Annotated in this window: 25 protein-coding genes; 11 read left to right on the top strand and 14 right to left on the bottom strand. The window is 72.4% G+C overall.

Annotated features, from left to right (window positions below):
* Positions 1-111: 111 nt before the first annotated feature.
* The 3 genes from Sspor_RS34495 to Sspor_RS34505 all read right to left on the bottom strand — a co-directional run bounded on the left by Sspor_RS34495 (position 112) and on the right by Sspor_RS34505 (position 3,196).
* Positions 112-1,266: an ROK family transcriptional regulator gene (locus Sspor_RS34495; protein WP_202202591.1), complete on the bottom strand. Its 1,155-nt coding sequence runs from the start codon at positions 1,264-1,266 to the stop codon at positions 112-114.
* A 99-nt stretch (positions 1,267-1,365) separates the two neighbouring features.
* Positions 1,366-2,016, bottom strand: a complete 651-nt coding sequence (locus Sspor_RS34500; protein WP_030388177.1) for a response regulator — start codon at positions 2,014-2,016, stop codon at positions 1,366-1,368.
* A gap of 4 nt (positions 2,017-2,020) precedes the next feature.
* Positions 2,021-3,196 carry a sensor histidine kinase gene (locus Sspor_RS34505; RefSeq protein WP_202202592.1) on the bottom strand — a complete coding sequence of 392 codons (1,176 nt, stop codon included), beginning with the start codon at positions 3,194-3,196 and terminating at the stop codon, positions 2,021-2,023.
* A gap of 108 nt (positions 3,197-3,304) precedes the next feature.
* Between Sspor_RS34505 and Sspor_RS34510 the strand changes: the two genes are divergently transcribed.
* The 3 genes from Sspor_RS34510 to Sspor_RS34520 are packed head-to-tail and all read left to right on the top strand — an operon-like array spanning position 3,305 to position 5,484.
* Complete coding sequence (locus Sspor_RS34510; RefSeq protein ID WP_202202593.1) at positions 3,305-4,216, top strand: ABC transporter ATP-binding protein; 912 nt, start codon at positions 3,305-3,307, stop codon at positions 4,214-4,216.
* Positions 4,217-4,253: 37 nt separating this feature from the next.
* Entirely contained in the window at positions 4,254-5,003 is a 750-nt protein-coding gene (locus Sspor_RS34515) for an ABC transporter permease (protein ID WP_202202594.1), read from the top strand.
* 40 nt (positions 5,004-5,043) lie between these two features.
* Positions 5,044-5,484: a hypothetical protein gene (locus tag Sspor_RS34520; protein WP_202202595.1), complete on the top strand. Its 441-nt coding sequence runs from the start codon at positions 5,044-5,046 to the stop codon at positions 5,482-5,484.
* Here the strand turns inward: Sspor_RS34520 and mug are convergent.
* The 5 genes from mug to Sspor_RS34545 form a co-directional block, all read right to left on the bottom strand.
* The gene (gene mug / locus Sspor_RS34525; RefSeq protein ID WP_202204040.1) at positions 5,481-6,044 is read right to left on the bottom strand and encodes a G/U mismatch-specific DNA glycosylase; all 564 of its coding nucleotides are present in this window, start codon (positions 6,042-6,044) and stop codon (positions 5,481-5,483) included. The genes Sspor_RS34520 and mug overlap by 4 nt on opposite strands.
* The gene (gene purB / locus Sspor_RS34530; RefSeq protein ID WP_030008636.1) at positions 6,041-7,474 is read right to left on the bottom strand and encodes an adenylosuccinate lyase; all 1,434 of its coding nucleotides are present in this window, start codon (positions 7,472-7,474) and stop codon (positions 6,041-6,043) included. Before purB ends, mug begins: the two co-directional genes overlap by 4 nt.
* 71 nt (positions 7,475-7,545) lie before the next feature.
* Positions 7,546-8,325, bottom strand: coding sequence for an SGNH/GDSL hydrolase family protein (locus Sspor_RS34535; RefSeq protein WP_202202596.1), 780 nt, complete (start codon positions 8,323-8,325; stop codon positions 7,546-7,548).
* Positions 8,326-8,390: 65 nt separating this feature from the next.
* On the bottom strand, positions 8,391-9,416 hold the full coding sequence (locus Sspor_RS34540) for a hemolysin family protein (protein ID WP_202202597.1): 1,026 nt from the start codon (positions 9,414-9,416) through the stop codon (positions 8,391-8,393).
* Positions 9,413-10,747, bottom strand: coding sequence for a hemolysin family protein (locus Sspor_RS34545; RefSeq protein WP_202202598.1), 1,335 nt, complete (start codon positions 10,745-10,747; stop codon positions 9,413-9,415). The genes Sspor_RS34540 and Sspor_RS34545 overlap by 4 nt, the downstream gene beginning before the upstream one ends.
* 337 nt (positions 10,748-11,084) lie before the next feature.
* Here Sspor_RS34545 and Sspor_RS34550 point away from each other — a divergent pair.
* Positions 11,085-11,914, top strand: a protein-coding gene (locus Sspor_RS34550; protein ID WP_371589749.1) for an IS5 family transposase whose coding sequence is annotated in 2 segments (ribosomal slippage) — positions 11,085-11,423 and positions 11,426-11,914 — 828 coding nt in all. Because the reading frame shifts where the segments join, the coding sequence is not laid out codon by codon here.
* A gap of 162 nt (positions 11,915-12,076) precedes the next feature.
* On the opposite strand, the gene bioD is transcribed toward Sspor_RS34550, so the two are convergent.
* From bioD to bioB, 3 genes are read right to left on the bottom strand one after another with little or no spacing between them, the layout of a single operon-like run.
* Positions 12,077-12,829, bottom strand: coding sequence for a dethiobiotin synthase (gene bioD / locus Sspor_RS34555; protein ID WP_202202599.1), 753 nt, complete (start codon positions 12,827-12,829; stop codon positions 12,077-12,079).
* A gap of 9 nt (positions 12,830-12,838) precedes the next feature.
* Positions 12,839-14,161 (bottom strand): adenosylmethionine--8-amino-7-oxononanoate transaminase, encoded by a 1,323-nt coding sequence (locus tag Sspor_RS34560; protein ID WP_202202600.1) that lies wholly within the window; start codon positions 14,159-14,161, stop codon positions 12,839-12,841.
* Entirely contained in the window at positions 14,154-15,404 is a 1,251-nt protein-coding gene (bioB, locus tag Sspor_RS34565) for a biotin synthase BioB (RefSeq protein WP_202202601.1), read from the bottom strand. Before bioB ends, Sspor_RS34560 begins: the two co-directional genes overlap by 8 nt.
* 157 nt (positions 15,405-15,561) lie before the next feature.
* Between bioB and Sspor_RS34570 the strand changes: the two genes are divergently transcribed.
* The gene (locus Sspor_RS34570) at positions 15,562-16,743 is read left to right on the top strand and encodes an 8-amino-7-oxononanoate synthase (protein WP_202202602.1); all 1,182 of its coding nucleotides are present in this window, start codon (positions 15,562-15,564) and stop codon (positions 16,741-16,743) included.
* A gap of 83 nt (positions 16,744-16,826) precedes the next feature.
* On the opposite strand, the gene Sspor_RS34575 is transcribed toward Sspor_RS34570, so the two are convergent.
* Together Sspor_RS34575 and Sspor_RS34580 are read right to left on the bottom strand one after the other, a co-directional pair.
* Positions 16,827-17,048: a DUF397 domain-containing protein gene (locus Sspor_RS34575; RefSeq protein ID WP_202202603.1), complete on the bottom strand. Its 222-nt coding sequence runs from the start codon at positions 17,046-17,048 to the stop codon at positions 16,827-16,829.
* A gap of 12 nt (positions 17,049-17,060) precedes the next feature.
* Complete coding sequence (locus tag Sspor_RS34580) at positions 17,061-17,945, bottom strand: helix-turn-helix domain-containing protein (RefSeq protein WP_202202604.1); 885 nt, start codon at positions 17,943-17,945, stop codon at positions 17,061-17,063.
* Between the two features lie 196 nt (positions 17,946-18,141).
* Here Sspor_RS34580 and Sspor_RS34585 point away from each other — a divergent pair, with 196 nt between their 5' ends.
* Positions 18,142-18,591, top strand: coding sequence for an ATP-binding protein (locus Sspor_RS34585; RefSeq protein ID WP_202202605.1), 450 nt, complete (start codon positions 18,142-18,144; stop codon positions 18,589-18,591).
* 75 nt (positions 18,592-18,666) lie between these two features.
* Here Sspor_RS34585 and Sspor_RS34590 read toward each other — a convergent pair whose 3' ends face one another.
* Positions 18,667-19,059, bottom strand: coding sequence for a VOC family protein (locus Sspor_RS34590; RefSeq protein ID WP_202202606.1), 393 nt, complete (start codon positions 19,057-19,059; stop codon positions 18,667-18,669).
* A 314-nt stretch (positions 19,060-19,373) separates the two neighbouring features.
* Here Sspor_RS34590 and Sspor_RS34595 point away from each other — a divergent pair, with 314 nt between their 5' ends.
* The 5 genes from Sspor_RS34595 to ureG all read left to right on the top strand — a co-directional run bounded on the left by Sspor_RS34595 (position 19,374) and on the right by ureG (position 23,167).
* Positions 19,374-19,676 (top strand): urease subunit gamma, encoded by a 303-nt coding sequence (locus Sspor_RS34595; protein WP_202202607.1) that lies wholly within the window; start codon positions 19,374-19,376, stop codon positions 19,674-19,676.
* 16 nt (positions 19,677-19,692) lie between these two features.
* Positions 19,693-20,004, top strand: a complete 312-nt coding sequence (locus Sspor_RS34600; protein WP_202202608.1) for an urease subunit beta — start codon at positions 19,693-19,695, stop codon at positions 20,002-20,004.
* Complete coding sequence (locus Sspor_RS34605; protein ID WP_202202609.1) at positions 19,997-21,718, top strand: urease subunit alpha; 1,722 nt, start codon at positions 19,997-19,999, stop codon at positions 21,716-21,718. Before Sspor_RS34600 ends, Sspor_RS34605 begins: the two co-directional genes overlap by 8 nt.
* 16 nt (positions 21,719-21,734) lie before the next feature.
* The gene (locus Sspor_RS34610; RefSeq protein ID WP_202202610.1) at positions 21,735-22,409 is read left to right on the top strand and encodes an urease accessory protein UreF; all 675 of its coding nucleotides are present in this window, start codon (positions 21,735-21,737) and stop codon (positions 22,407-22,409) included.
* Positions 22,410-22,471: 62 nt separating this feature from the next.
* Entirely contained in the window at positions 22,472-23,167 is a 696-nt protein-coding gene (gene ureG, locus Sspor_RS34615; protein ID WP_202202611.1) for an urease accessory protein UreG, read from the top strand.
* Positions 23,168-23,221 lie beyond the last annotated feature (54 nt).

Below are 23,221 nucleotides of genomic sequence, written 5' to 3' on the forward strand. Positions count from 1 at the left end.
GCCGTCCCGGGCCCCGAGTGCTCGGACCATGCGTACATGTGGCTGCGGCCCGGCCCCCCAGCAGCTGGGGGGCCGGGCCGCAGCCACATGTACGGGAGGCGCGGGGCGGGGTCAGCGGCGGGCCGTGACCGTCTTCTCCACCGCGAAGAGCTCCTCCTCGACGTGGTCCAGCGCGAGCCGGAGGGCGCCGGTCGCCACCGCTGCCTCGCCGAGCATCGACTGGGCCACCCGCGGCGGGCGCAGGCAGTAGCGCTCCAGCTCCTGGCGGAGGGGCTCCAGGACCCCGTCGAGGCCAGCCGCCCAGCCGCCGACGACCACCAGCTCCGGGTCCATCGCCAGGACCAGCGCCGCCACGTCGTGTACCAGCCGCTGCAGGAACCGCTCCACGGCGGCCACCGCCCGCTCGTCGCCCCGCTCGGCCATCGCGAAGACCTCGGCCACGGCGGCCTCGTCCAGCGGATGCAGCGGCTCGCCGGTGGTCGACAGCAACCGCTCGGGCGTGACCTCGCGGCCCAGCAGGTGCAGGGCGCCGATCTCGCCGGCCGCACCGCCGAAGCCCCGGTGCAGCCTGCCGCCGATCAGGGAGCCGGCGCCGGGGCTGAGCCCGGCCATCACGAACACCATGTCGCCGGTGTCCCGCGCGGCACCCTTCCAGTGCTCGGCGACCGCTGCCGCGTTGGCGTCGTTCTCCACCTGGACCGGGCAGCGGAAGGAGCGCCGCAGCCGTTCTCCGAGCGGCAGCCCGGTCCAGCCGGGCAGCGCGGTGCCCAGACGGACCGTGCCGTCCGCCTCCACGATCCCGGGGCTGCCGACGCCTACGGCCCGCAGCGAGTCCCGCGGCACTCCGGCGCGGCGCAGCAGGTCGGCGACGGCCGCCCGTACCCGCTCCAGCCGCTCATCGGCGGACGCCGTCTCCGAGACGTCCTTGGTACCGGCACCGATGACGCGGCCGTCCAGCCCGGACAGCAGCACCGCGATCCGGTGCGAGCCGATCTCGATGCCCAGCAGGTGCCCCGCCTCGGTGCGGAAGCGGAACCGCCTGGCCGGTCGGCCCTGGCGCCGCGCCCCCTCCTCCGCATCCGCCTCGACGACGAGCCCGGTCGCGATCAGCCCCTCCACGACACCCTCGACGGTCGGCCGGGAGAGCCCCGTCAGCCGCGTGAGGTCGGTGAGGGTCGGAGAACCGGCCGTCCGCAGTGCGCGCAGCACCACGGCGGAATTGATCCGCCGGAGCAGAGAGGGGTCCCCGCCGGTCAGCTGCCCCAACGTGTGTCCTCCCAGGTAGCGAGCTTGTCAGCCGGATCGTACTGCCCGCCCGGTGCGTCGGCGAGAAGCAGCCCCCATCGGCCGGAAGCAGACCTTCCCTCATGCGGGGGAGACGAACCCCGACTCGTACGCCGTGATCACCGCCTGCGTCCGGTCCCGCGCCCCCAGCTTCGCCAGGATCGCGCTGACGTGGGACTTGACCGTCTCCGTGCCGATGATCAGCTCGGCGGCGATCTCCACGTTCGTCAGCCCGCGTGCCATCAGCCGCAGGACCGCCTCCTCCCGCTCGGTCAGGGCGGCCCGCTCCAGCACCGCCCGGGCCTGCCGGTTTCCGTACTCCGCGGCCAGGGCCCGCACGGCCGCCGGGAAGAGCAGGGTCTCGCCCTCCGCCACCAGCCGTACCGCGTGCACGATCTCCGAAGGCCTGGCCCGCTTCAGCAGGAACCCGTCCGCCCCGGCCCGCAGCGCCTGATAGACGTACTCGTCGTTCTCGAAGGTGGTCACCACGAGGATCTTCGGCGGGGAGTCCACCGTCCGCAGCACCGCACGGGTCGCCTCGATCCCGTCGAGGAGCGGCATCCGCACGTCCATCGCCACCACGTCCGGACGCAACTGCCGGACCAGGGGGATCACGGAGGCCCCGTCGGCCGCCTCACCCACCACCTCGATGTCGGGCTGGGCGTCCAGGACGGCGCGCAGACCCGCACGCACCAGGGGTTCGTCGTCGACGAGCAGTACGGTAACCGGCATCCGGTCAGCGTATTCGCTCCAGCGGCAGCCGGGCGCGCACTCTCCAACCGCCCCCGCACAGCCCGGTCTCGGCCTCCCCGCCGAGCAGCGCGGCCCGCTCACGGATCCCGCGCAGCCCGCTTCCGCCGCCGACCGTGACCGAAGGGCGTTCCGGCAGCGGGTTCGTCACCTCCAGGTCCAGCCGGCTCGCGGTCATCTCCACCCGCACCCGCACCGGCACCGGACCGCAATGGCGCAGCACATTGGTCAGCGCCTCCTGCAGGATCCGGTAACCCTCCCGGGTGACCGGCTCCGGCAACTTCTCCAGCGGACCCGTCAGTTGCGCGTCCACGACAGAGCCGGAGGCCCGGGCCGAATCCAGGAGCCGGTCGGCCTCCGCCAGCGTCGGCCACTGCGACGGGCGCTGTCCCGACTCCCGCAACACCCCCAGCACCCGCTCCAGATCCTCCAGCGCGGCCCGGCCCGTCTCCTCGATCGCGCACAGCGCCCGATCGGTGAAGGCGGGATCACCGGCGGCGCGTGCCGCTCCCGCCTGCACGACGGCCACGGTGAGCGCGTGCCCGATGGAGTCGTGCAGTTCCCGCGCGATGCGGGTGCGCTCCAGCAGCTGCTCCGTACGGGCCTCCAGCGCGGTCAGCCGCTCGGTGGCGGACGGGCTGAGCAGGCGGCCGGCAGCCGTGGTGATCAACTCGCCGAGCAGGGCCACGATGGCGATGAGGACGACCAGCGGCACGGGCACGAGCAGCGCGGAGGCCCAGCGCCCGGGCACGAACGGCACGAAGTACTCCGGCCCCGGGGGATGCCCGATCGCGATCGCCACCAGCTCCACAGCCATGCCCGACAGCCAGACCGTGGCGCCGAATGCACCGACCGCGACGACCATCCGTGTCTCCAGCCACAGCACGGTGCGCCAGCGGTCTCCCCAGTGCGCCGACGGAGCGAGACTTATGGCGCCGTCGGAGGAGCCGCGGTCGTACGGGGTGAGCAGGAACTGCGCCTGAAGACCTTCCGCCAGCCGTACCCAGGGCACCAGCCCGAACGGCAGGACGAGCAGCAGTGGCACCCAGGGCCACCGGGGCATGATGAACATCCATACCGCAAGCAGCAGAAGCGGCACGCACAGGTGCAACCAGCGTGAGTAGGTCACCGGTTGGAACGGGGCGCGCAGCAGTCGGTTCATGAGCCCATGGTGGCAGCGCCGCGTCCAGGGCCGTCTCCCCCACGTGGGGGAGACGCCACCCTCGCACGGGGGAGGGAAGGGGGTGGGGCCGGCGGCGAGTCTTGAGCCATGAACAGCATCGAGATCCGAGAACTCACCAAGCGATACGGCCCCCGATATGCGGTGGACGGCCTCACCTTCGACGTCCTGCCCGGGCGGGTCACCGGATTCCTGGGTCCCAACGGCGCGGGGAAGTCCACGACGATGCGCCTGCTCCTGGGCCTGGACCGGCCCACGTCCGGCACGGCCACCATCGGAGGCCGGCGGTACCTGGACCTCCCGGACCCGCTGCACCAGGTGGGCGCCCTCCTGGACGCCCAGGCGGCCCACGGCGGGCGCACCGCGCACGACCACCTCCGGCTGCTGGCCGCGGCGGGCCGTATCCCACTGCGCCGGGTGGACGAGGTACTGGAGCAGACGGGCATGGCCTCCGTCGCGAAGCGGCGGATCACGTCCTTCTCGCTCGGCATGCGCCAGCGCCTCGGTATCGCCGCCGCGCTCATCGGGGACCCCGGAGTGCTCCTGCTGGACGAGCCCACCAACGGACTCGACCCCGAGGGCATCATCTGGATCCGCGAGCTGATGCGTTCCCTCGCCGCCGAGGGACGCACCGTCCTCGTCTCCAGCCATCTGATGTCGGAGACCTCGGCGCTGGCCGACCACCTGATCGTGCTCGGCAACGGCAAGCTGCTGGCCGACAGCTCGATGGAGGAGTTCATCGACGCCCGCAGCACCCCGAGAGCACTCCTGCGGACCTCTGACCCGGGCCGGCTGCGGGCCGCGCTGGCCCTTGACGGCTTCGAGCTGGTGGCCGCGGACGACGGGCGATGGACCGTCGCGGGCATACGGGCCGAGGAGCTCGGCTGCCTGGCCGCCCGCGAAGGGGTTCCCCTGCTGGAACTGTCCGACGGGCGCGCCTCACTGGAGCAGGCCTACCTCGACCTCACCGCCGATCACGCGCAGTTCAGCGCGGCCCACTGACCGTCCACCCGCTCACCTGCCTTCAGGAGGATCCGCCATGAGCACCGCTCTGCCCACAACCCCCGTACTGCACTCGGAATGGATCAAGATCAGGTCCCTCCGGGGCACCCTCTGGTCGCTGATATCCGTGCTCGTCCTCACGGTGGGCATCCAGGTGCTGGCGGCGGCGGCCCTGGGCCGGGGCGAGGAGGACGGCATGGGGGAGGATCCGCTCCTCGCGGCCTTCTACGGACTCAACTTCGGGCAGATAGCGGCCATCGCCTTCGGGGCCACCGCCTTCTCCGCCGAGTTCCACAACGGAGCCCTGCGCACCAGTCTCACGGCCGTGCCCGACCGCACGCGGTTCTACCTGTCGAAGATCGCGATGCTGGGCGTGCTCGCCCTCGTGGCCGGCCAGCTCGCCGGACTGCTGACCTTCGTGGCCGGACAGGCCGTCATGGGGCGAGGCGCCCTGCGACTGGGCGACCCCGGTACTGTGCGGGCCGTCGTCGGATGCGGCCTCTACCTGATGCTCATGACGCTGTTCGCGGCCGGGCTCACGGCGGTGCTGCGCAGCGGGGTGGCTGTCCTGGGCATCCTCATACCCTTCGTCGTCATGGTGTCCTTCATCGTGGGTGCGGCGGCGACCGGGGTGGGTCGGTTCATGCCGGACCGTGCCGGGCAGGCGATGATGCGCGGCGAGCAGTACGGCGACCTCGGTCCGTGGGCCGGGCTGGGTGTGCTGGCGCTGTGGTCGCTGACCGCGGTTCTGGGCGGCTGGCTGGCGGTGTGCCGCCGGGACGCATGACGCCGGGCCAGTTGTCAGTGCCCCTCGGGATACTGACGGTATGACCACGGCAGAGCACCTCGACACGATCGACCGGCTCCGGGAGAAGGAGTTCCCGCCCGAGCCGGTCCGGACCGGAGGAAGCAGCAGCGGCCCGGGATTCCACCTGGTCCAGCTCGCCCGGACACGGGACTTCTGGGACGACGACGGTGCTGCGGGCCGGATCGAGGAGGCCGACCAGATCGGTGCCGAGTACGGGGCGCTCGCGCAGGCCGCGACCGACCGGTGGGGGGAGCCGCAGATCTTCGGCCTGGGGACGCTGAGGGACCGCGGGTTCGCCGGGGAGGAGATACCGCAGCCGTGGGACGAGCTGGGCAGCAGCACCGACCACGTGCACCTGTGGCGGGCCGGCGCCCACTGGATCGTGCTCTACGTGGCGCAGTGGGCCTGCGACGGCGCCTACCAGCTGATGGCCGGGGTCACCGTCACCGACCCGCCTTAAGGTGCCTGGCCTTCGGGGGTGTCGGCGGCTTCGGCGGCGGTGCGGAGGCGGGCGTACTCCTGGGCCATGGACTCGGCGGTCCAGTGGGCGTTGAGACCGCTGGGGTTGGGCAGGGCCCAGACGCGGGTGGAGCCGATGGTCCGTTCCTGGGGGCCGATCTGCGCCTTCCTCTCGCCGAAGGCGGTGCGGTAGGCCGTGACACCGACCACTGCCAGCCACTGGGGGCGCAGCAGTTCCACCTTGGCCGTCAGGATGCGGCCGCCCTCGCGGAACTCCTCGGCGCTCAGTTCGTCGGCGCGGGCCGTGGCCCGGGCCACGACGTTGGTGATGCCGAGACGGTAGGTCAGCAGCTCTTCCTGCTCCGCGGGGTCAAGCCGGCGGGGGGTGAAGCCCGAGAGATGCAGAACAGGCCAGAAGCGATTGCCGGGGCGGGCGAAGTGGTGGCCCGTCGCGGCGGAGAGGAGACCCGGGTTGATCCCGCAGAACAGCACACGCAGACCGCCCGCGACCACGTCCGGGAGGACGCGGTCACGGGCGGCGTTCAGCTCGTCGGGCGTCAGAGGATCGACCCCGGCGCGTACCCGGCGGCCTCCGGGTGCTGCTTGGCGATCGCCTCGATACGGGAGACCACCACCGCGACCTGGTCGCCCGCGGCGCCCGTGAAGGACAGCTTGTCGGCCATCAGCGCGTCGAGCTGGGCCCGGTCCAGTGGCATCCGCTCGTCGGCGGCCAGCTTGTCCAGCAGCTCGTTGCGCTCGGCGCCCTGCTCGCGCATGGCGAGCGCGGAGGCCACCGCGTGCTCCTTGATGACCTCGTGGGCGGCCTCGCGGCCCACCCCGGCCCGCACCGCGCCCATCAGGACCTTGGTGGTCGCCAGGAAGGGCAGGTAGCGGTCCAGCTCGCGGGCGACGACGGCGGGGAAGGCGCCGAACTCGTCGAGGACCGTCAGGAAGGTCTCCAGCAGGCCGTCGAAGGCGAAGAAGGCGTCCGGCAGGGCCACGCGGCGGACCACGGAGCAGGAGACGTCGCCCTCGTTCCACTGGTCACCGGCCAGCTCGCCGGTCATCGAGGCGTAGCCGCGCAGGATGACCATCAGGCCGTTCACACGCTCGCAGGAGCGGGTGTTCATCTTGTGCGGCATCGCGGAGGAGCCGACCTGGCCGGGCTTGAAGCCCTCGGTCACCAGCTCGTGGCCGGCCATCAGGCGGATGGTCTTGGCGATCGACGAGGGGGCGGCGGCCAGCTGCACCAGCGCGGTGACCACGTCGTAGTCGAGCGAGCGCGGGTAGACCTGGCCGACCGAGGTGAAGGCCTGGGCGAAACCGAGGTGGGCGGCGATCCGCTGCTCCAGGTCGGCGAGCTTGGCGGCGTCACCGCCGAGCAGGTCGAGCATGTCCTGGGCGGTGCCCACGGGGCCCTTGATGCCGCGCAGGGGGTAGCGGCCCAGCAGGTCCTCAAGACGGTCGTAGGCCACGAGCAGCTCGTCGGCCGCGGTGGCGAAGCGCTTGCCCAGCGTGGTGGCCTGCGCGGCCACGTTGTGGGAGCGACCGGCCATGACCAGCTCGGCGTGCTCGCCGGCCAGCTTGCCGAGGCGGGCGAGCACGGCGACCGTGCGGTCCCGCGCGAGTTCCAGCGAGAGCCGGATCTGCAGCTGCTCGACGTTCTCGGTCAGGTCGCGGGAGGTCATGCCCTTGTGGACGTGCTCGTGACCGGCGAGGGCGTTGAACTCCTCGATACGGGCCTTCACGTCGTGGCGGGTGACCTTCTCGCGCTCGGCGATGGAGGCGAGGTCGACGGTCTCGAGGACGCGCTCGTAGTCGGCGAGGGCCTCGTCCGGGACCTCGATACCGAGGTCCTTCTGGGCGCGCAGCACGGCGAGCCACAGCCGCCGCTCCAGCGTCACCTTGTACTCGGGGGACCACAGGACGGCGAGCTCCGCGGAGGCGTAGCGGCCGGCCAGGACATTGGGGATGCGGGGCTTGGCAGTCACGTGGAGGGATTCTACTTGGGCCACGGCTGTGTGTTTACGCAGGTAGGGCCACCACTCAGGATTGTGCCTTGCTACGAGGCGGTGTCCCCGTACGGCAGCAGTTCGGGGCGCTTGGCCGGGCGGCCGTCGCCGGAGGAGCGGCCCGTGAGGCGGCGGCCGATCCAGGGCAGGAGGTGCTGCCGGGCGAAGCTCAGGTCCTGGGCCCGGCGTACGGTCCAGCCGGGGGGAGCGGTGGCGGCCAGTTCGGTGCGCCAGTCCAGCTCGGCGGGCAGGTCCAGCGCCTGCCACACGGCCTCCGCCACCCGGCGGTGGCCCTCGGCGGTCAGGTGCAGCCGGTCGACGTCCCACATCCGGGGGTCGGCGAGCGCGGGGGCCCCGTAGAGGTCGACCACCACGGCGCCGTGCCGGGCGGCGAGCTCGTCGATGGTGGCGAAGAGCTCTTCCATGCGCGGCCGGAAACGCTCCATCACCGGTCCGTTGCGTCCGGGGGAGCGCATCAGGACGAGGCGCTTGCAGGAGGGGGCCAGGAGTTCCACGGCCGACTCCAGGTGGGCGCGGACCCGGCCCATGTCCACCTTGGGGCGCAGGGCGTCGTTGAGCCCGCCCACGAGCGTCACCACGTCGGCGCCCATCCCCGCGGCCACCGGGACCTGGTCCTCGGCGATCTGGCCGATCAGCTTGCCGCGGACCGCGAGGTTCGCGTACCGGAAGCCCGGCTCCCGGGCGGCGAGACGGGCGGCCAGCAGATCGGCCCATCCGCGGTAGGAGCCGTCCGGCAGCAGGTCGGACATGCCCTCGGTGAAGGAGTCGCCGACCGCGACAAAACTGGTGTAAGAGGCATTCATCTCCATGGCGCAGTGATGTTACCGCGCGGTACCGCGGCCCCGCAGGGCCGGGGACCCCACGCCTCGAAGGATCAGGCGGACGCGGGCCTGCCGAACAACTCCCGCAGTACGTCCTCCATCGTCACCAGACCCGTCATGGCGCCGTCCGCCCCGAGGACCGCCGCCAGGTGCGTACGGCTGCGGCGCATGGCGGTCAGCACGTCGTCCAGCGGGGTCTCCGCCCGCACCTGGGCGATCGGCCGCAGCGCCGTCACCGGGAACGGCTCGTCGCGCTCCTCGTCGTCCGCGTCCAGGGCGTCCTTCACGTGCAGGTAGCCCAGGATCTTGTGCTGCGCGTCGATCACCGGGAACCGGGAGTACCCGGACTCGGCCGACAGCAGCTCCAGCCCGGCCGGAGTGATGCCCTCACGGGCCGGGACCACCTGGTCCGCGGGCAGCACCACATCGGTCACGGGCCGCCGGCCCAGCTCCAGGGCGTCGTGCAGGCGCTCGCTCGCCCGGTCGTCGAGGAGCCCCGCGTCACTGGAGTCCTTGACCATCCGCGCCAGCTCGTCGTCCGAGAAGGTCGCCGCGACCTCGTCCTTCACCTCCACCCGCAGCAGCCGCAGCAGGGTGTTGGCGAAGGCGTTGATCGCGAAGATCACCGGTCGCAGCACCTGCGTGAGGGTCACCAGCGGCGGCCCCAGCAGCAGCGCGGTGCGTACGGGCTCGGACAGCGCCACATTCTTCGGCAGCATCTCGCCGAAGAGCATGTGCAGGTACGTCGCCAGCGTCAGCGCCACCACGAAGGAGACCGCGTGGGTCACGCCCGTCGGCACGCCGACGAGGTCGAACAGCGGGGTCAGCAGATGCGCGATGGCCGGCTCGGCCACCACACCCAGCACCAGGGTGCACAGCGTGATGCCCAGCTGGGCCGCCGCCATCAGCGCCGACACGTGCTCCAGGCCCCACAGGACGGCGCGGGCCCGCCGGTCGCCCTGCTCGGCGTACGGTTCGATCTGGCTGCGCCGGACCGAGATCAGCGCGAATTCCGCGCCGACGAAGAAGGCGTTGACGACGAGGGTCGCCAGGCCGATCAACAGCTGGATGACGGTCATCGGGCCTCCTCCGTTCCCGCGGTGGGCTCGGCCGGGGCGTGCAGCAGCACCCGCGCGGCCCGTCGCCCGCCGGCGTCCACCACGTCGAGCTGCCAGCCGTTCAGGTCCATGCGGTCTCCGACCTCCGGGATCCGGCCGAGCACGGTCGCTATCAGGCCGGCCAGGGTCTCGTACGGACCGTCCGGCACGCGCAGTCCGATCCGCCGGAGCTGGTCGGTGCGGGCCGCGCCATCGGCGGCGTAGAGCAGGCGCCCGGAGTCGTCCGTACCGGCCGGGGCCAGGTCCGGGGTCTCGTGCGGGTCGTGCTCGTCACGGACCTCGCCGACGACCTCCTCGACGATGTCCTCCAGCGTGGCCACTCCGGCCGTGCCGCCGTACTCGTCGATGACCACGGCCATCGTCTGCTTGCCGGACAGCCGGTCCAGCAGCCGGTCCACGGTCAGCGACTCCGGTACGAGGAGGGGCTCGCGCAGCAGTTGCGACACGGGACGGCGGCGGCGCTCCGCGGCCGGCAGGGCCAGGACGTCCTTGATGTGGACGATGCCGACGACTGTGTCGAGGCTGCCCCGGTAGACCGGGAACCGGGACAGGCCGGTGGCCAGCGTCGCGTTCGCCACGTCCTCGGCGGTGGTCTGCACGTCGAGGGCGGTCACCTGCACGCGCGGGGTCATCACGTTCTCCGCGGTCAGGTCGGCGAGGTTCAGGGTCCGGACGAACAGCTCGGCCGTGTCCTTCTCCAGCGCGCCCGCCTTGGCGGAGTGCCGCGCGAGGGCGACCAGCTCCTGCGGGGTGCGCGCGGAGGCCAGCTCCTCGGTCGGCTCCATGCCGAAGCGGCGCACCAAGTGGTTTGCGGTGCTGTTGAGGTGGCTGATCAGCGGTCTGAAGGCCCGGCTGAAGACCCGCTGGGTGGTCGCCACGCGCTTGGCGATCGCCAGCGGGGAGGAGATCGCCCAGTTCTTGGGCACCAGCTCGCCGACGACCATCAGGACGACGGTCGAGATCGCGGTGCCGAGGATCAGGGCGGCGCTGGAGGCGGTGCCGGCCGACAGGCCCATCGCCTCGAAGGGGCCCTGGAGCAGGGCGGAGATCGACGGCTTGGAGATCATGCCGATGACCAGGCCGGTGACGGTGATGCCGAGCTGGGCGCCGGAGAGCTGGAACGTCAGGGTGCGGACGGCGGCGAGGGCGCTGTCGGCGCCGCGCTCGCCGCGCTCGACGGCCCGTTCGAGCTCGCTGCGCTCGACGGTCGTGAGCGAGAACTCCGCCGCGACGAAGACTCCGCAGGCAAGGCAGAGCAGCAGTGCCACGACGAGCAGGAGCACCTCGGTCATCGGTCGATCACCTCCGTCCCATGGTCGGCCAGGAGGAGGGGGACCGCGCGATGTCGCGCACGCGTATGTCGTGGACCGGGAGGCTCGCCCATGGGCGGACGCTCACACCTTTCGCTCAAGAGGGACCTTTCACCACATGGTAAAGGACGAGCAAAGGGAACGGATCATTCTTTTGGCGGAGCCGCAACGAGCGGGTGCACCGGGTGCGCGGCGCGGTGGGGCTACCGGCCCGAGGAGCGGTGGACGCGGTGGGTGAAGCCGTTTCGCTAGAGCGTGTCTCTTTGATGGGTTGGTCAGTTGATCGGATGTGTCTGTCCGATTAGTGATCACTGATGCGATGTGGGGCCGGATCGAGCCGCTGATGCCGGCCGATCCGGTCCGCGGCCGGCGGTGGGCCGACCACCGCCGCACCCTTGAGGCCATCGCTTGGAAGTACCGCACGAGCTCGCCCTGGCGGGACCTGCCCGACGAGCTCGGGTCGTTCCAGACCGCTCACAAACGACTGCTCAGATGGGCCGTCGACGGCACCTGGGAGAAAATCCTCGCCTCCGTCCTGGCAGCGGCGGACGCCGACGACGACATCGACTGGACCGTGTCAGTGGACTCCACGGTCGTCCGGGCCCACCAGCACGCGGCCGGCGCACGCAAAAGGGGGCGGCCCGCTCCGGCGAGCCCTCCGATCACGCGCTCGGACGCTCACGCGGCGGGCTGAGCACCAAGGTTCACCTGGCCGCGGACGGTGGGGCACGGCCGCTGGCATTCACCGTCACCGCAGGCCAGGCCGGTGACGCACCCGCCTTCGAGACGGTGATGGCCCGCATCCGGGTGCCCCGCAGAGGCACGGGCAGGCCGCGGACCCGCCCCTTCGTCGTTCTGGCCGACCGGGCCTACTCCTCCCGAGCCATCCGCAGCCACCTGCGACGCCGGGGCATCCGCGCGGTCATCCCGCAGCCGTCCGACCAGATCGGCCACCGCCTGCGGCGAGGCCACCGAGGCGGCCGCCCGCCTGGCTTTGACCGAGAGGTCTACAAGCAGCGGAACACGGTCGAACGCTGCATCAACCGGCTCAAGCAGTGGCGCGGCCTGGCCACACGAACCGACAAGCTCGCCATCGCCTACCAGGCCGCACTCCACCTCGCCGGCATCCTCATCTGGACCCGACGCTGACCAAAGAGACAGAACCTAGCCGCGGGTGCCCGTGCCCGTGCCCGTGCCTGGGCCGGTGGGTGCGGCCGTCCGTGGTCGGGCGGCCGCACCTCAAGGACTCGGGGCTCCGCCCCGGACCCCCCCTCAAACGCCGGCGGGGCTGAGAGAGCGGGGCCCCGCGCCTCACACGCTGGCGGGGCTGGGTTCGGTGAAGGGCTGGGGGGACCAGGTGGAGAGGAAGGATTCCGCCGACCAGGTGCCCGACAGGGTCGGGGCCAGCCAGGACGGGGCCGCCGTGCGGAAACGGTCCGGCGCGAGGTTCCCGGAGCCCTCCGGCACCGCGCCCAGCAGCGGCAGGCCCGAGGACTTCGACAGGTCCGCCAGGTTGCACCGCGCCGCGAGGTCCGGGCTCTGCGGCCAGCTGCCGACCACCACGCCCAGCGGGGTCAGGTCCCGCGCCCGCAGGGCCTCCGCCGTGAGGGTGGTGGAGTTGAGCGTGCCGAGACCCGCCGGGGCGACGATCAGCGTCGGCGCGCCCAGCAGGCGGGCCGCGTCGGCCAGCGTGTTGCCCGCCTCGTCGAAGCGGACGAGCAGCCCGCCCGCGCCCTCCACCAGGACCAGGTCGTGGTCCAGCGAGAGCCGTTGGGCGGCCTCCGCGATCTGCGCCGGGGCGAGCGTCGCCAGCCCCGAGCGGCGGGCCGCCGTGTCCGGGGCCAAGGGCTCCGGATAGCGGGCCAGTTCCACCGCCGTGACGGAGGGCCCGGCCAGCCGGACCGCCTCCGCGGCGTCCCCCGGCTCCTGCGGGCCCACACCCGTCTGCGCGGGCTTGAGCACCGCCACCGAGCGCCCGGCGGCGACCGCGGCAGCCGCGATCGCCGACGTGACCACCGTCTTGCCGATCTCGGTGCCCGTCCCGGACACCATCAGTACGGTCATCGCAGCATCTCAGCCTTCCTGCGCCGCCGCGCACACCGCACGGCAGATACGGGCCACGTCCTCGTCGTCGGTCACGAACGGCGGCATCACATAGATCAGGTCCCGGAACGGCCGTACCCACACGCCCTCGCGCACCGCCGCCCGGGTGGCCGCCACCACGTCGATCTCGTGGTCGAGCTGGACCACGCCGATGGCGCCCAGGACGCGTACGTCCCTCACCCCGGGGATGCCGGCCGCGGCCGACAGGCCCTCGCGCAGCCCCGCCTCGATCCGCTTGACGTCGGTCGCCCAGTCCCGGCCGAGCAGCAGCTCGATCGAGGCCAGGGCCACGGCCGTGGCCAGCGGGTTGCCCATGAAGGTCGGCCCGTGCGCCAGCACCGGGACCTCGCCCTGGGAGATGCCGTCCGCCACCCGCGGCGTGCACAGGGTGGCCGCCAGGGTGAGGTAGCCGCCGGTCAGCGACTTGCCCAGGCACATCACGTCCGGGGTGATCCCCGCGTGATCGGCGGCGAAGAGCGCGCCCGTACGGCCGAAGCCCGTGGCGATCTCGTCCAGGATCAGCAGGACCTCGTACTCGTCGCACAGCTCGCGCAGCACCCTCAGGTAGCCGGGGTGGTGGAAGCGCATGCCGCCCGCGCCCTGCACCACCGGCTCCACGATGACCGCGGCCAGCTCGTCCGCGTGCGCGGAGACCGTCGCGCGCAGGTGGTCGGCGTACGCCGGGTCCACGGGCGCGTCGAAACCGCCGGGCGGCGCGTCCGCGAAGACCTGCCGCGGGAGGTGACCCTGCCACAGCTCGTGCATCCCGCCCTCGGGGTCGCACACGGCCATCGGCTGCCAGGTGTCCCCGTGGTAGCCGCCGCGCCAGGTCAGCAGCCGGGTCTTGCCCGTCCGCCCCAGCGAACGCCAGTACTGCAGGCACATCTTGACCGCGACCTCGACGGACACCGAGCCCGAGTCGGAGAGGAAGACGTGCTCCAGCCCCGCCGGGGTGATCTCGACGAGCTTCGCGGCGAGCCGGACGGCGGGCTCATGGGTGAGCCCGCCGAACATCACGTGCGACATCAGACCCAGCTGCGCGGTGGCCGCCTCGTTGAGCACCGGGTGGTTGTAACCGTGGATCGCCGACCACCACGAGGACATGCCGTCGACCAGCTCTTCGTGACCGTGTCCCTGGGACGGGTCGGCCAGCCGCAGTCGCACCCCCGAGGCGGAGGCGATGACCAGCGGCTCCTGCCGCCCGGGCATCGGACCGTACGGGTGCCAGACGTGCTGCCGGTCCAGCGCGAGCAGTTCCGCGCCGGCCGACAGCGGAGCACGCTGGTCAGGCATTGGGCGCGACGTCCGTCCCCGCGCCGCGCCGGCGGACCGCCACCAGCTCCGGACGGACCTCGCCGGCCTCGGCCTGGACCGGTGCGGGCGTCCGGGCCGCCGGCGCGTGGCCGGAGCAGCCGCCGCAGGCCGAGCCGCAGCCCGCGGCCTCTTCGCCCTCGGCGGGCGCGCCCGAACCGCAGAGCGAGGCGCCGCCGTTCGAACCGCAGCCCCCGCCGGTGGCGGCGGCCGCGACGTCGGAGCGGTGCGCGGGAAGGGTCGACGTACCGGCGCCCTCCACCTCGAAACCGGCGTCCGCGATCATGTCGAGGTCGGCCTGACCTGCCTGGCCCTCACTGGTCAGGTAGTCGCCGAGGAAGATCGAGTTGACGATGTGCAGGGCCAGCGGCTGCATCGAGCGCAGGTGCACCTCGCGCCCGCCCGCGAGGCGGACCTCGACGTCGGGGCAGACGAACCGCGCCATCGCGAGGATGCGCAGGCAGCGCTGCGGGGTGAGGTTCCACTCCTTGGCCAGCGGGGTGCCCTCGAACGGGATCAGGAAGTTGACCGGCACCGAGTCCGCGTCCAGCTCGCGCAGCGAGAAGACGACGTCGACCAGGTCCTCGTCGCTCTCGCCCATGCCCGCGATCAGACCGGAGCACGCGGACAGACCGGCGCCGTGCGCCTTCTGGACGGTGTCCACGCGGTCCGCGTAGGTGTGGGTCTTGGTGATCTGCCCGTACGTGGCCTCGGAGGTGTTGAGGTTGTGGTTGTAGGCGTCCGCGCCCGCGTCCCGCAGCCGCTCCGCCTGGCCGTCCGAGAGCAGGCCGAGGCACGCGCAGACCTCGACGCCCTCGTTCTGCTCCTTGATCGCCGCGATCGTCTTGCCGACGCGGTCCACGTCCCGGTCCGTCGGCCCGCGGCCGCTCGCGACCAGGCAGACCCGCTTCGCGCCGCCCGCGACACCGGCGGCGGCGGCCTGGGAGGCCTCCTCGGGCTTCAGCCACGTGTACTTGAGGATCCCGGCCGTCGACCCCAGGCGCTGGGAACAGTAGGAGCAGTCCTCGGGGCACAGGCCCGACTTCAGGTTGACCAGGTAGTTCAGCTTGACGCGACGCCCGAACCACTGGCGGCGCACCTTGCCGGCCGCGGCCACCACGTCGAGCAGTTCGTCGTCAGAAGTCGCCAGTACGGCGAGCGCTTCTTCGCGGGTCGGCAGCTCGCGCCGCAGCCCCTTGTCCACCAGGGTGTTCAGCAGGTCCATGGACCAGATCCTGTCCCACACCCCCGCTCCCGGCCAAGGAGAGATCGCACAACATGGCCGGATGGGTGTGTGTGTATCACCACACCTGGCGCAGCGGCCCCGCGAGCTAGGGTCGGGGCAGGTCTGTGGACTGCCGACAAAACACGAGGACGTGCCGATGCCCCAGCTCACTCCCGACCCGGTGGACGTCTTCGCGTGGATCGACGACGCGGAGCGCGCGCGGGAGGAGGCCGGCCTCGTCCGTACGCTGCGCCCCCGGCCGCCGGTGTCGCCGCTGCTGGACCTCGCGAGCAACGACTACCTCGGCCTGTCCCGGCACCCCGAGACCGTCCGGGGAGCGCAGGAGGCGGCCGAGCGCTGGGGCGCCGGAGCCACCGGTTCCCGGCTGGTGACGGGTACGACCGAGCTCCACACCGAGCTCGAGCGGGAGCTCGCCGCTTTCTGCGGTTTCGAGGCCGCGCTCGTGCTGTCCTCGGGATACGCGGCCAATCTCGCCGCCGTCACCGCGCTCAGCGGCCGGGGCACGCTGGTCGTGTCCGACGCCGGGAACCATGCCTCGATCGTCGACGGCTGCCGGCTCTCGCGCGCCGAGACCGCCGTGGTCCCGCACGCCGACCCGGACACCGCCCGCAAGACGCTCGCCGCGCACGAGGGCCGGGCCCTGCTGGTCAGCGACTCGGTGTTCTCCGTGGACGGGGACGCCGCCCCGCTCGCCGAGTACGCCGCCGCCTGCCGGGACGAGCGCGCGGCCCTGGTCGTCGACGACGCCCACGGGCTGGGTGTCCTGGGCGAGGGCGGCCGCGGCGCGCTGCACGCGGCCGGGCTCGCGGGCGCGCCCTATGTGGTCGCCACCCTGACCCTCTCGAAGTCCCTGGGCAGCCAGGGCGGAGCCGTGCTCGGCCCGGCCAGGGTGATCAGGCACCTGGTCAACACCGCGCGCACCTTCATCTTCGACACCGGACTGGCCCCGGCCGCCGCCGGAGCGGCGCTGGCGAGCCTGCGCCTGCTCCAGCGCGAACCGGAGCGCGCGGACCGCGCCCGCGAGGTGGCCGCCCAGCTGTTCGGGCGGCTCACCGCGTCCGGCCTGACCGCGGCCCGGCCGGACGCGGCCGTGGTGTCGGTACGGGCCCCGTCGGCGTCGGCGGCACTGCGCTGGGCCGCCGACTGCCGCGAGGCGGGTCTGTTCGTGGGGTGCTTCCGCCCGCCGTCGGTGCCGGACGGCATCTCCCGGCTGCGGCTGACCGCCCGGGCCGATCTCACGGGGGACGAGATCGATCGGGCGGTCGGGACGATCCTGGCGACCGCACCCGCGGGAGCCACGGACGGCCAGGGCCGGTAGGCCGTATCGGCCGGGGTCCCGGGCGTTTCCCGTGTGCTGGGCGTTCCCGGGTCCAGGGCGTTCCCGGGGGGTTCCGGACGGGGCTACGCGTGCGCGCCGGCCCGTACCGAGGCGAGGAAGCCGGTCCAGGCGGGCCCGGTGAAGAGCACGGCCGGGCCGTCCGTCCGCTTGGAGTCACGGACGGCCAGCAGACCGCCGTCCAGGACGGCCGCTTCCACGCAGTTGTTCATTCCGGTGCTGCGGCTGCTCCGCCGCCACCGCGCGCTGATCAGAAGTCCGCTGTTGGATAAGGGGGTTGCGGACACGGGGGTGCCTCCTTACGCGTCGTCAGCGAGTGAGCTGATGAGATCCGACGAGTCCTGGGGCGGGAGGGCGTGCGCCTGGATGGTGCGGAACGCGGCGCCGTACGCCTCAAGGTCTTCCTTCCGCTCCAGATAGAGGCTACTCGTCAAATGGTCGAGTACCACCACATCCAGATCAGCGATGTCCGGAAATGAAAAAATGACGAACGGTCCGGTCAGGCCGAGATGCCCTCCGACGCTGAACGGAAGTACTTGCAGGCGTACTTGCGGCAGTTTCGACACCTCCGCCAGGTGTCGCAATTGCTCGGCCATCACCCCGGGGCCGCCGATCTGCCGGCGCAGCACCGCCTCGTCCAGTACGGCGCTCAGCTCCAGCGGGGGATCGGCCCGCAGCACCGACTGCCGGGCCAGCCGTACGTCGACCAGCGCGTCCACCTTCGGCTCCGGCAGCCCGCCCAGCGCGGCCCGGGTCACGGCCCGCGCGTACCCGGGGGTCTGCAGCAGCCCCGGCACCACGGACAGCTCCACCGTGCGGGCCGATCTGGCCCCCGCCTCCAGGCTGATGAAGTCCCGGTACTCCTGCGGCAGCAGCCCCCGGTAGTCGTGCCACCACTGGCGCCCGCGCCCGGTGTCGCCCGATGGCCCGGGGCCGGCGGCCGAGGCCGACAGCGCCTCCAGCAGCGCGCGCTGCTCCGGGCTCACGATCTCCCCGTAGGCGTCGAGCAGGAGCCGGATGTCCTCCGGCTTCACGCCGCTGCGGCCTGTCTCGATGCGGCTGATCTTCGACTGGTGCCATCCCATGATCCGGGCCGCCTCACCACTGGTGAGTCCGGACCGGTCACGCAGGGCACGCAGTTCCTCGCCGAGCTTGCGTCGGCGCACCGCGGGACCGTGCTGCACACCCGCCTCCTTCCACCGGCACAGCTCGCACCAGTCTGCCGTCCAAATACGCTCTTCCGTAGCAGAGTTCACCGCAACGAGCGACAGATATATGCATATCTTGGGGGAAAGGCAGATGTGACGGCACGATGGGTGGCACTCTGGCGTCCAGCACAGATCCGGGGCTTTTCGCCCCGGTGGGAAAGGGACCGTCGCCATGGCAGATCACCAGGAAGCATCCGTCACTCTGCCGAGCGATCCCGCCTCGGTCGCCACTGCCCGGCGCTATGTCGCGGAGGTACTGGGCGAGTGGGGACTCCCCGATGACGCCGACACCGCGGACAGCGTCCGGCTGATCGTCTCGGAACTCGCCACCAACGCCGTGCAGCACACTTTCGGCCAGTCGCCCACCTTCACCGTCGACGTCCGGCTGGAGCGCCAGGAGTGGTTGCGCGTCGGGGTGACCGACAGCCATCCGCGCTGGCCCAAGCGGCTCCCGGCCGCCGTCCAGCAGGACAACGGCCGGGGCATGGTCATCATCCGCTGGCTGACGGCGGAGGCCGGCGGCCGGCTCTCGGTCACCCCGACCGAGGACGGCGGCAAGACGGTGTGGATCGCGCTGCCCTGGAGCGTCGGGGCCCCGGCGCGGAGCGCCACCGGCCGCTGACCTGCGGGACCGCGGCCCGGACCCGGACGGAGGCCCGGAGCCGGACGGGGGCTCGGCCCCGGAGGCGGCTGCCGCTCAGGCGAGGCCGCGTTCGACCGCGCTGCGTTCGATGCACAGCTCGTTGCCCTCGGGGTCGGCGAGCACGACCCAGCCCGCGACACCGTCCGCGTCGCGGCGGTCGTCCACGAGCTTCGCGCCGAGCCCGATCAGGCGCTCGACGGTCTCGTCCCGGGTGCCGGCGGGCGGCTGGATGTCCAGGTGGACCCGGTTCTTCACGGACTTGGCGTCCGGGACCCGGATGAACAGCAGGCCCGGCACCTCGGGCCGGCCGGACTCCAGCATGACCTCGTCGTCCCCCTCGACGTCGTCGGGGTGGAAGGTGAAGCCGGTCACCGCGGACCAGAACTCGGCGACCCGGTAGGGGTCGAGGGCGTCGAAGGTGATGTGCCGGACGGGGTTGACGAACATCTGTCTCCTCGATGGGGAATCCGCGTGCGGAGCCGTATACGGAATCGGGCCCGCGGCGCACCGGAGTTGAACCGGGTACCTGCCCGAAACGTGGGTTAACTCAGCGGTAAAGCAGAGCGCTTAGCGTGGCGGCCACGTTCGACCGCCAATGATCATCCATGATCCGGTAAAGCCGTGGTGGTCGGGGCGGAAAGTCTTGCCCGGCGTTGGGCAAGACTCGGTCGGTTCGGATATGCGCAGGTCAACAAAGTGTTGAAGCTCGATAGGGTCGCCCCGCTCCATGTTGATCTTGTCCCGGAAGCTTGGTGATACGAGTGCAACTGACACCGCACGAGCAGGAAAGACTGCTCATCCACGTGGCCGCGGACGTGGCCGAGAAGCGACGGGCGCGCGGGGTCCGCCTCAACCATCCGGAGGCGGTCGCGCTGATCACGTCGCACCTCCTGGAGGGGGCCCGCGACGGCCGGACCGTGGCCGAGCTGATGGCCTCGGGCCGCACCGTCCTGACCCGCGAGGAGGTCATGGAGGGCATCCCCGAGATGATCCACGACGTCCAGGTCGAAGCGACCTTCCCGGACGGCACCAAGCTCGTCACGGTCCACGACCCGATCGTCTGAAACGGAGTACCCCCGCATGATCCCCGGCGAAATCGCCTTCGGGGACGGCCCGGTACCCCTCAACGAGGGCCGTCCCGTCACCCGTCTCACCGTACTCAACGCCGCCGACCGGCCGGTCCAGGTCGGCTCCCACTACCACTTCGCCGAGGCCAATCCCGGCCTCGACTTCGACCGCCCCGCCGCCCGCGGGCTGCGTCTCAACATCGCCGCCGGTACGGCCGTCCGCTTCGAGCCGGGCATCCCGGTCGCGGTGGAACTCGTACCGCTGGGCGGACTGCGTACGGTGCCGGGGCTGCGCGGCGAGACCGGAGGGCCGCTCGATGGCTGAGCTCTCCCGGCAGGTGTACGCCGACCTCTTCGGGCCGACGGCCGGTGACCGGATCCGGCTCGCCGACACCGACCTCTTCGTCCGGATCGAGGAGGACCTCAGCGGCGGCCCCGGGCGGGCCGGCGACGAGGCCGTCTTCGGCGGCGGCAAGGTCATCCGCGAATCCATGGGACAGGCCCGTACCACCCGGGCCGAGGGCGCCCCCGACACCGTGATCACCGGGGTCGTCGTCCTCGACCACTGGGGCATCGTCAAGGCCGACCTCGGCATCCGCGACGGCCGGATCTGCGGCATCGGCAAGGCGGGCAACCCCGACACCATGGACGGGGTCGACCCCGCCCTGGTCATCGGACCCGAGACCGAGATCATCGCCGGCAACGGGAAGATCGTCACCGCCGGCGCCATCGACGCCCACGTGCACTTCATCTCCCCGACGATCATCGAGGAGGCGCTCGCCTCGGGGATCACCACCCTCGTCGGCGGCGGCACCGGACCGGCCGAAGGGAGCAAGGCCACCACCGTCACCCCCGGGCCCTGGCACCTTGCCCGGATGTTCGCGGCGCTGGAGGCCTACCCGGTCAACATCGGCCTGCTCGGCAAGGGCAACACCATGTCCCGCGAGGGGATGTACTCCCAACTGCGCGGCGGCGCCCTTGGATTCAAGATCCACGAGGACTGGGGGGCCACCCCCGCCGTCATCGACGCCTGCCTCCGGGTGTGCGAGGAGACCGGCGCCCAGGTCGCCATCCACACCGACACCCTCAACGAGGCCGGCTTCGTCGCCGACACGCTCGCCGCCATCGCCGGGCGGACCATCCACTCCTACCACACCGAGGGCGCGGGCGGCGGGCACGCCCCCGACATCATCACCGTGGTCTCCGAGCCCAACATCCTGCCCAGCTCCACGAACCCCACCCGGCCGCACACCGTCAACACCGTCGAGGAACACCTCGACATGCTGATGGTCTGCCACCACCTCAACCCGGCCGTCCCCGAGGACCTCGCCTTCGCCGAATCGCGGATCCGCCCCTCGACCATCGCCGCCGAGGACATCCTCCACGACCTCGGGGCCATCTCGATCATCTCCTCCGACTCCCAGGCCATGGGCCGCGTCGGCGAGGTCGTGCTGCGCACCTGGCAGACCGCCCACGTGATGAAGAAGCGCCGCGGCTTCCTCCCCGGCGACGGCCCCGCCGACAACCACCGGGCCCGACGCTACGTCGCCAAGTACACGATCAACCCCGCCGTGGCCCAGGGGCTCGCCCGCGAGATCGGCTCGGTCGAGACCGGCAAACTCGCCGACCTCGTGCTGTGGAACCCGGCCTTCTTCGGAGTCAAGCCCGAACTCGTCATCAAGGGCGGCCAGATCGCCTACGCGCAGATGGGCGACGCCAACGCCTCCATCCCCACGCCGCAGCCCGTCCTGCCCCGGCCCATGTTCGGCAGCCACGGCCGCGCGCCCGGCCTGAACTCCCTGAACTTCACCGCGCAGGCCGCCCTCGACGACGGACTGCCCGAACGGCTCGGACTGGGCAAGCAGTTCGTGGCCATCGAGAGCACCCGCGAGCTGAGCAAGGCCGACATGCGGAACAACGACGCCCTGCCGAGGGTCGAGGTCGACGCCGACACCTTCACCGTCACCATCGACGGGGAGGCCGTGGAACCGGCGCCCGCGGCGGAACTGCCCATGGCCCAGCGCTATTTCCTGTTCTGAGAAGAGGTCCCTGCCGATGAGCCGCGCCGCGCTGCTCGTCCTCGCCGACGGCCGCTTCCCTGCCGGGGGCCACGCCCACTCCGGCGGGGCCGAGGCCGCCTGCAAGGCGGGCCGGATCCATGACGCCGCCACCCTGGAGGACTTCTGCCGGGGCCGGCTGCACACCGCCGGCCTCACCGCCGCCGCGCTCGCCGCGGCCGCCGCCCTCGGGCTCGACCCGGCCGTGCTCGACGCCGCCGCCGACGCCCGTACCCCCTCGCCGGCGCTGCGCACCGCGACCCGGCGGCTCGGGCGGCAGCTGATGCGCGCCGCCCGGGCCACCTGGCCCGCCGCCGAACTCGACGCCCTGGCCGCGGCGTTCCCGCGCGGCGCCCACCAGCCCGTGGTGCTCGGCGTCACCGCCCGGGCGGCCGGGCTCGGGCCCGGGGACGCCGCGCACGTGGCGGCGTACGAGAGCGTCGGCGGGCCCGCCACCGCGACCGTGCGGCTGCTGGGCCTGGACCCCTTCGAGGCGAGCGGGGTGCTGGCCCGGCTCGCCCCCGAGCTCGACGCCGTCGCGGCCCGGGCGGAGCGGGCCGCTCTGAGGGCCCGCTCGCAGGGCCCGGACGCGCTGCCCGCGGCCTCCTCCCCGCTGCTGGACATCTCGGCGGAGGTCCATGCCGACTGGCCGGTCCGCCTCTTCGCTTCCTGACCCCCTGACCTCCCGACGTCCCGACCTCCTGGCCTCCTGGCCTCTTGAAGGAGACACCCCCCATGCACCTCGACCACGCCGTGGCCCACCCCCACCGGCACACCCACAGCGCCGATCCCCTTCGGCCGGACGGCACCCGGCGGGCCCTGCGCATCGGACTCGGCGGACCCGTCGGCTCCGGCAAGACGGCCACCGTCGCCGCCCTGTGCCGTGCGCTGCGCACCGAACTGTCCATGGCCGTCGTCACCAACGACATCTACACCCGCGAGGACGCCGAGTTCCTGCTCCGCGAGGCCGTCCTGCCGCCCGAGCGGATCACCGCCGTCGAGACGGGGGCCTGCCCGCACACCGCCATCCGCGACGACATCTCCGCCAACCTGGAGGCCGTGGAGGAACTGGAGGACGCCTTCCGGGACAACGGCCGACTGGACCTGATCCTCGTCGAGTCCGGCGGGGACAACCTCACCGCCACCTTCTCCCGCGGACTCGTCGACGCCCAGATCTTCGTCATCGACGTGGCCGGCGGGGACGACATCCCCCGCAAGGGCGGCCCCGGCGTCACCACCGCCGACCTCCTCGTCGTCAACAAGACCGACCTCGCCCCCCACGTCGGCTCCGACCTCGACCGGATGGCCCGCGACGCCGCCGCACAGCGCGGCGAACTCCCCGTCGCCTTCCAGTCGCTGCGCGGCCCCGAAGGGGTCGGCCCGGTGGCCGCCTGGGTGCGCGAGCGGATCGCCGCCTGGTCCCCGCGGTGAGCGGCACGACCACCACCGGCACGACCACCAGCACCGGCACGGCGCCGGCGCCCG

Origin of the sequence: Streptomyces spororaveus (assembly GCF_016755875.1) — a bacterium.
GTDB classification, from domain to species: domain Bacteria; phylum Actinomycetota; class Actinomycetes; order Streptomycetales; family Streptomycetaceae; genus Streptomyces; species Streptomyces spororaveus.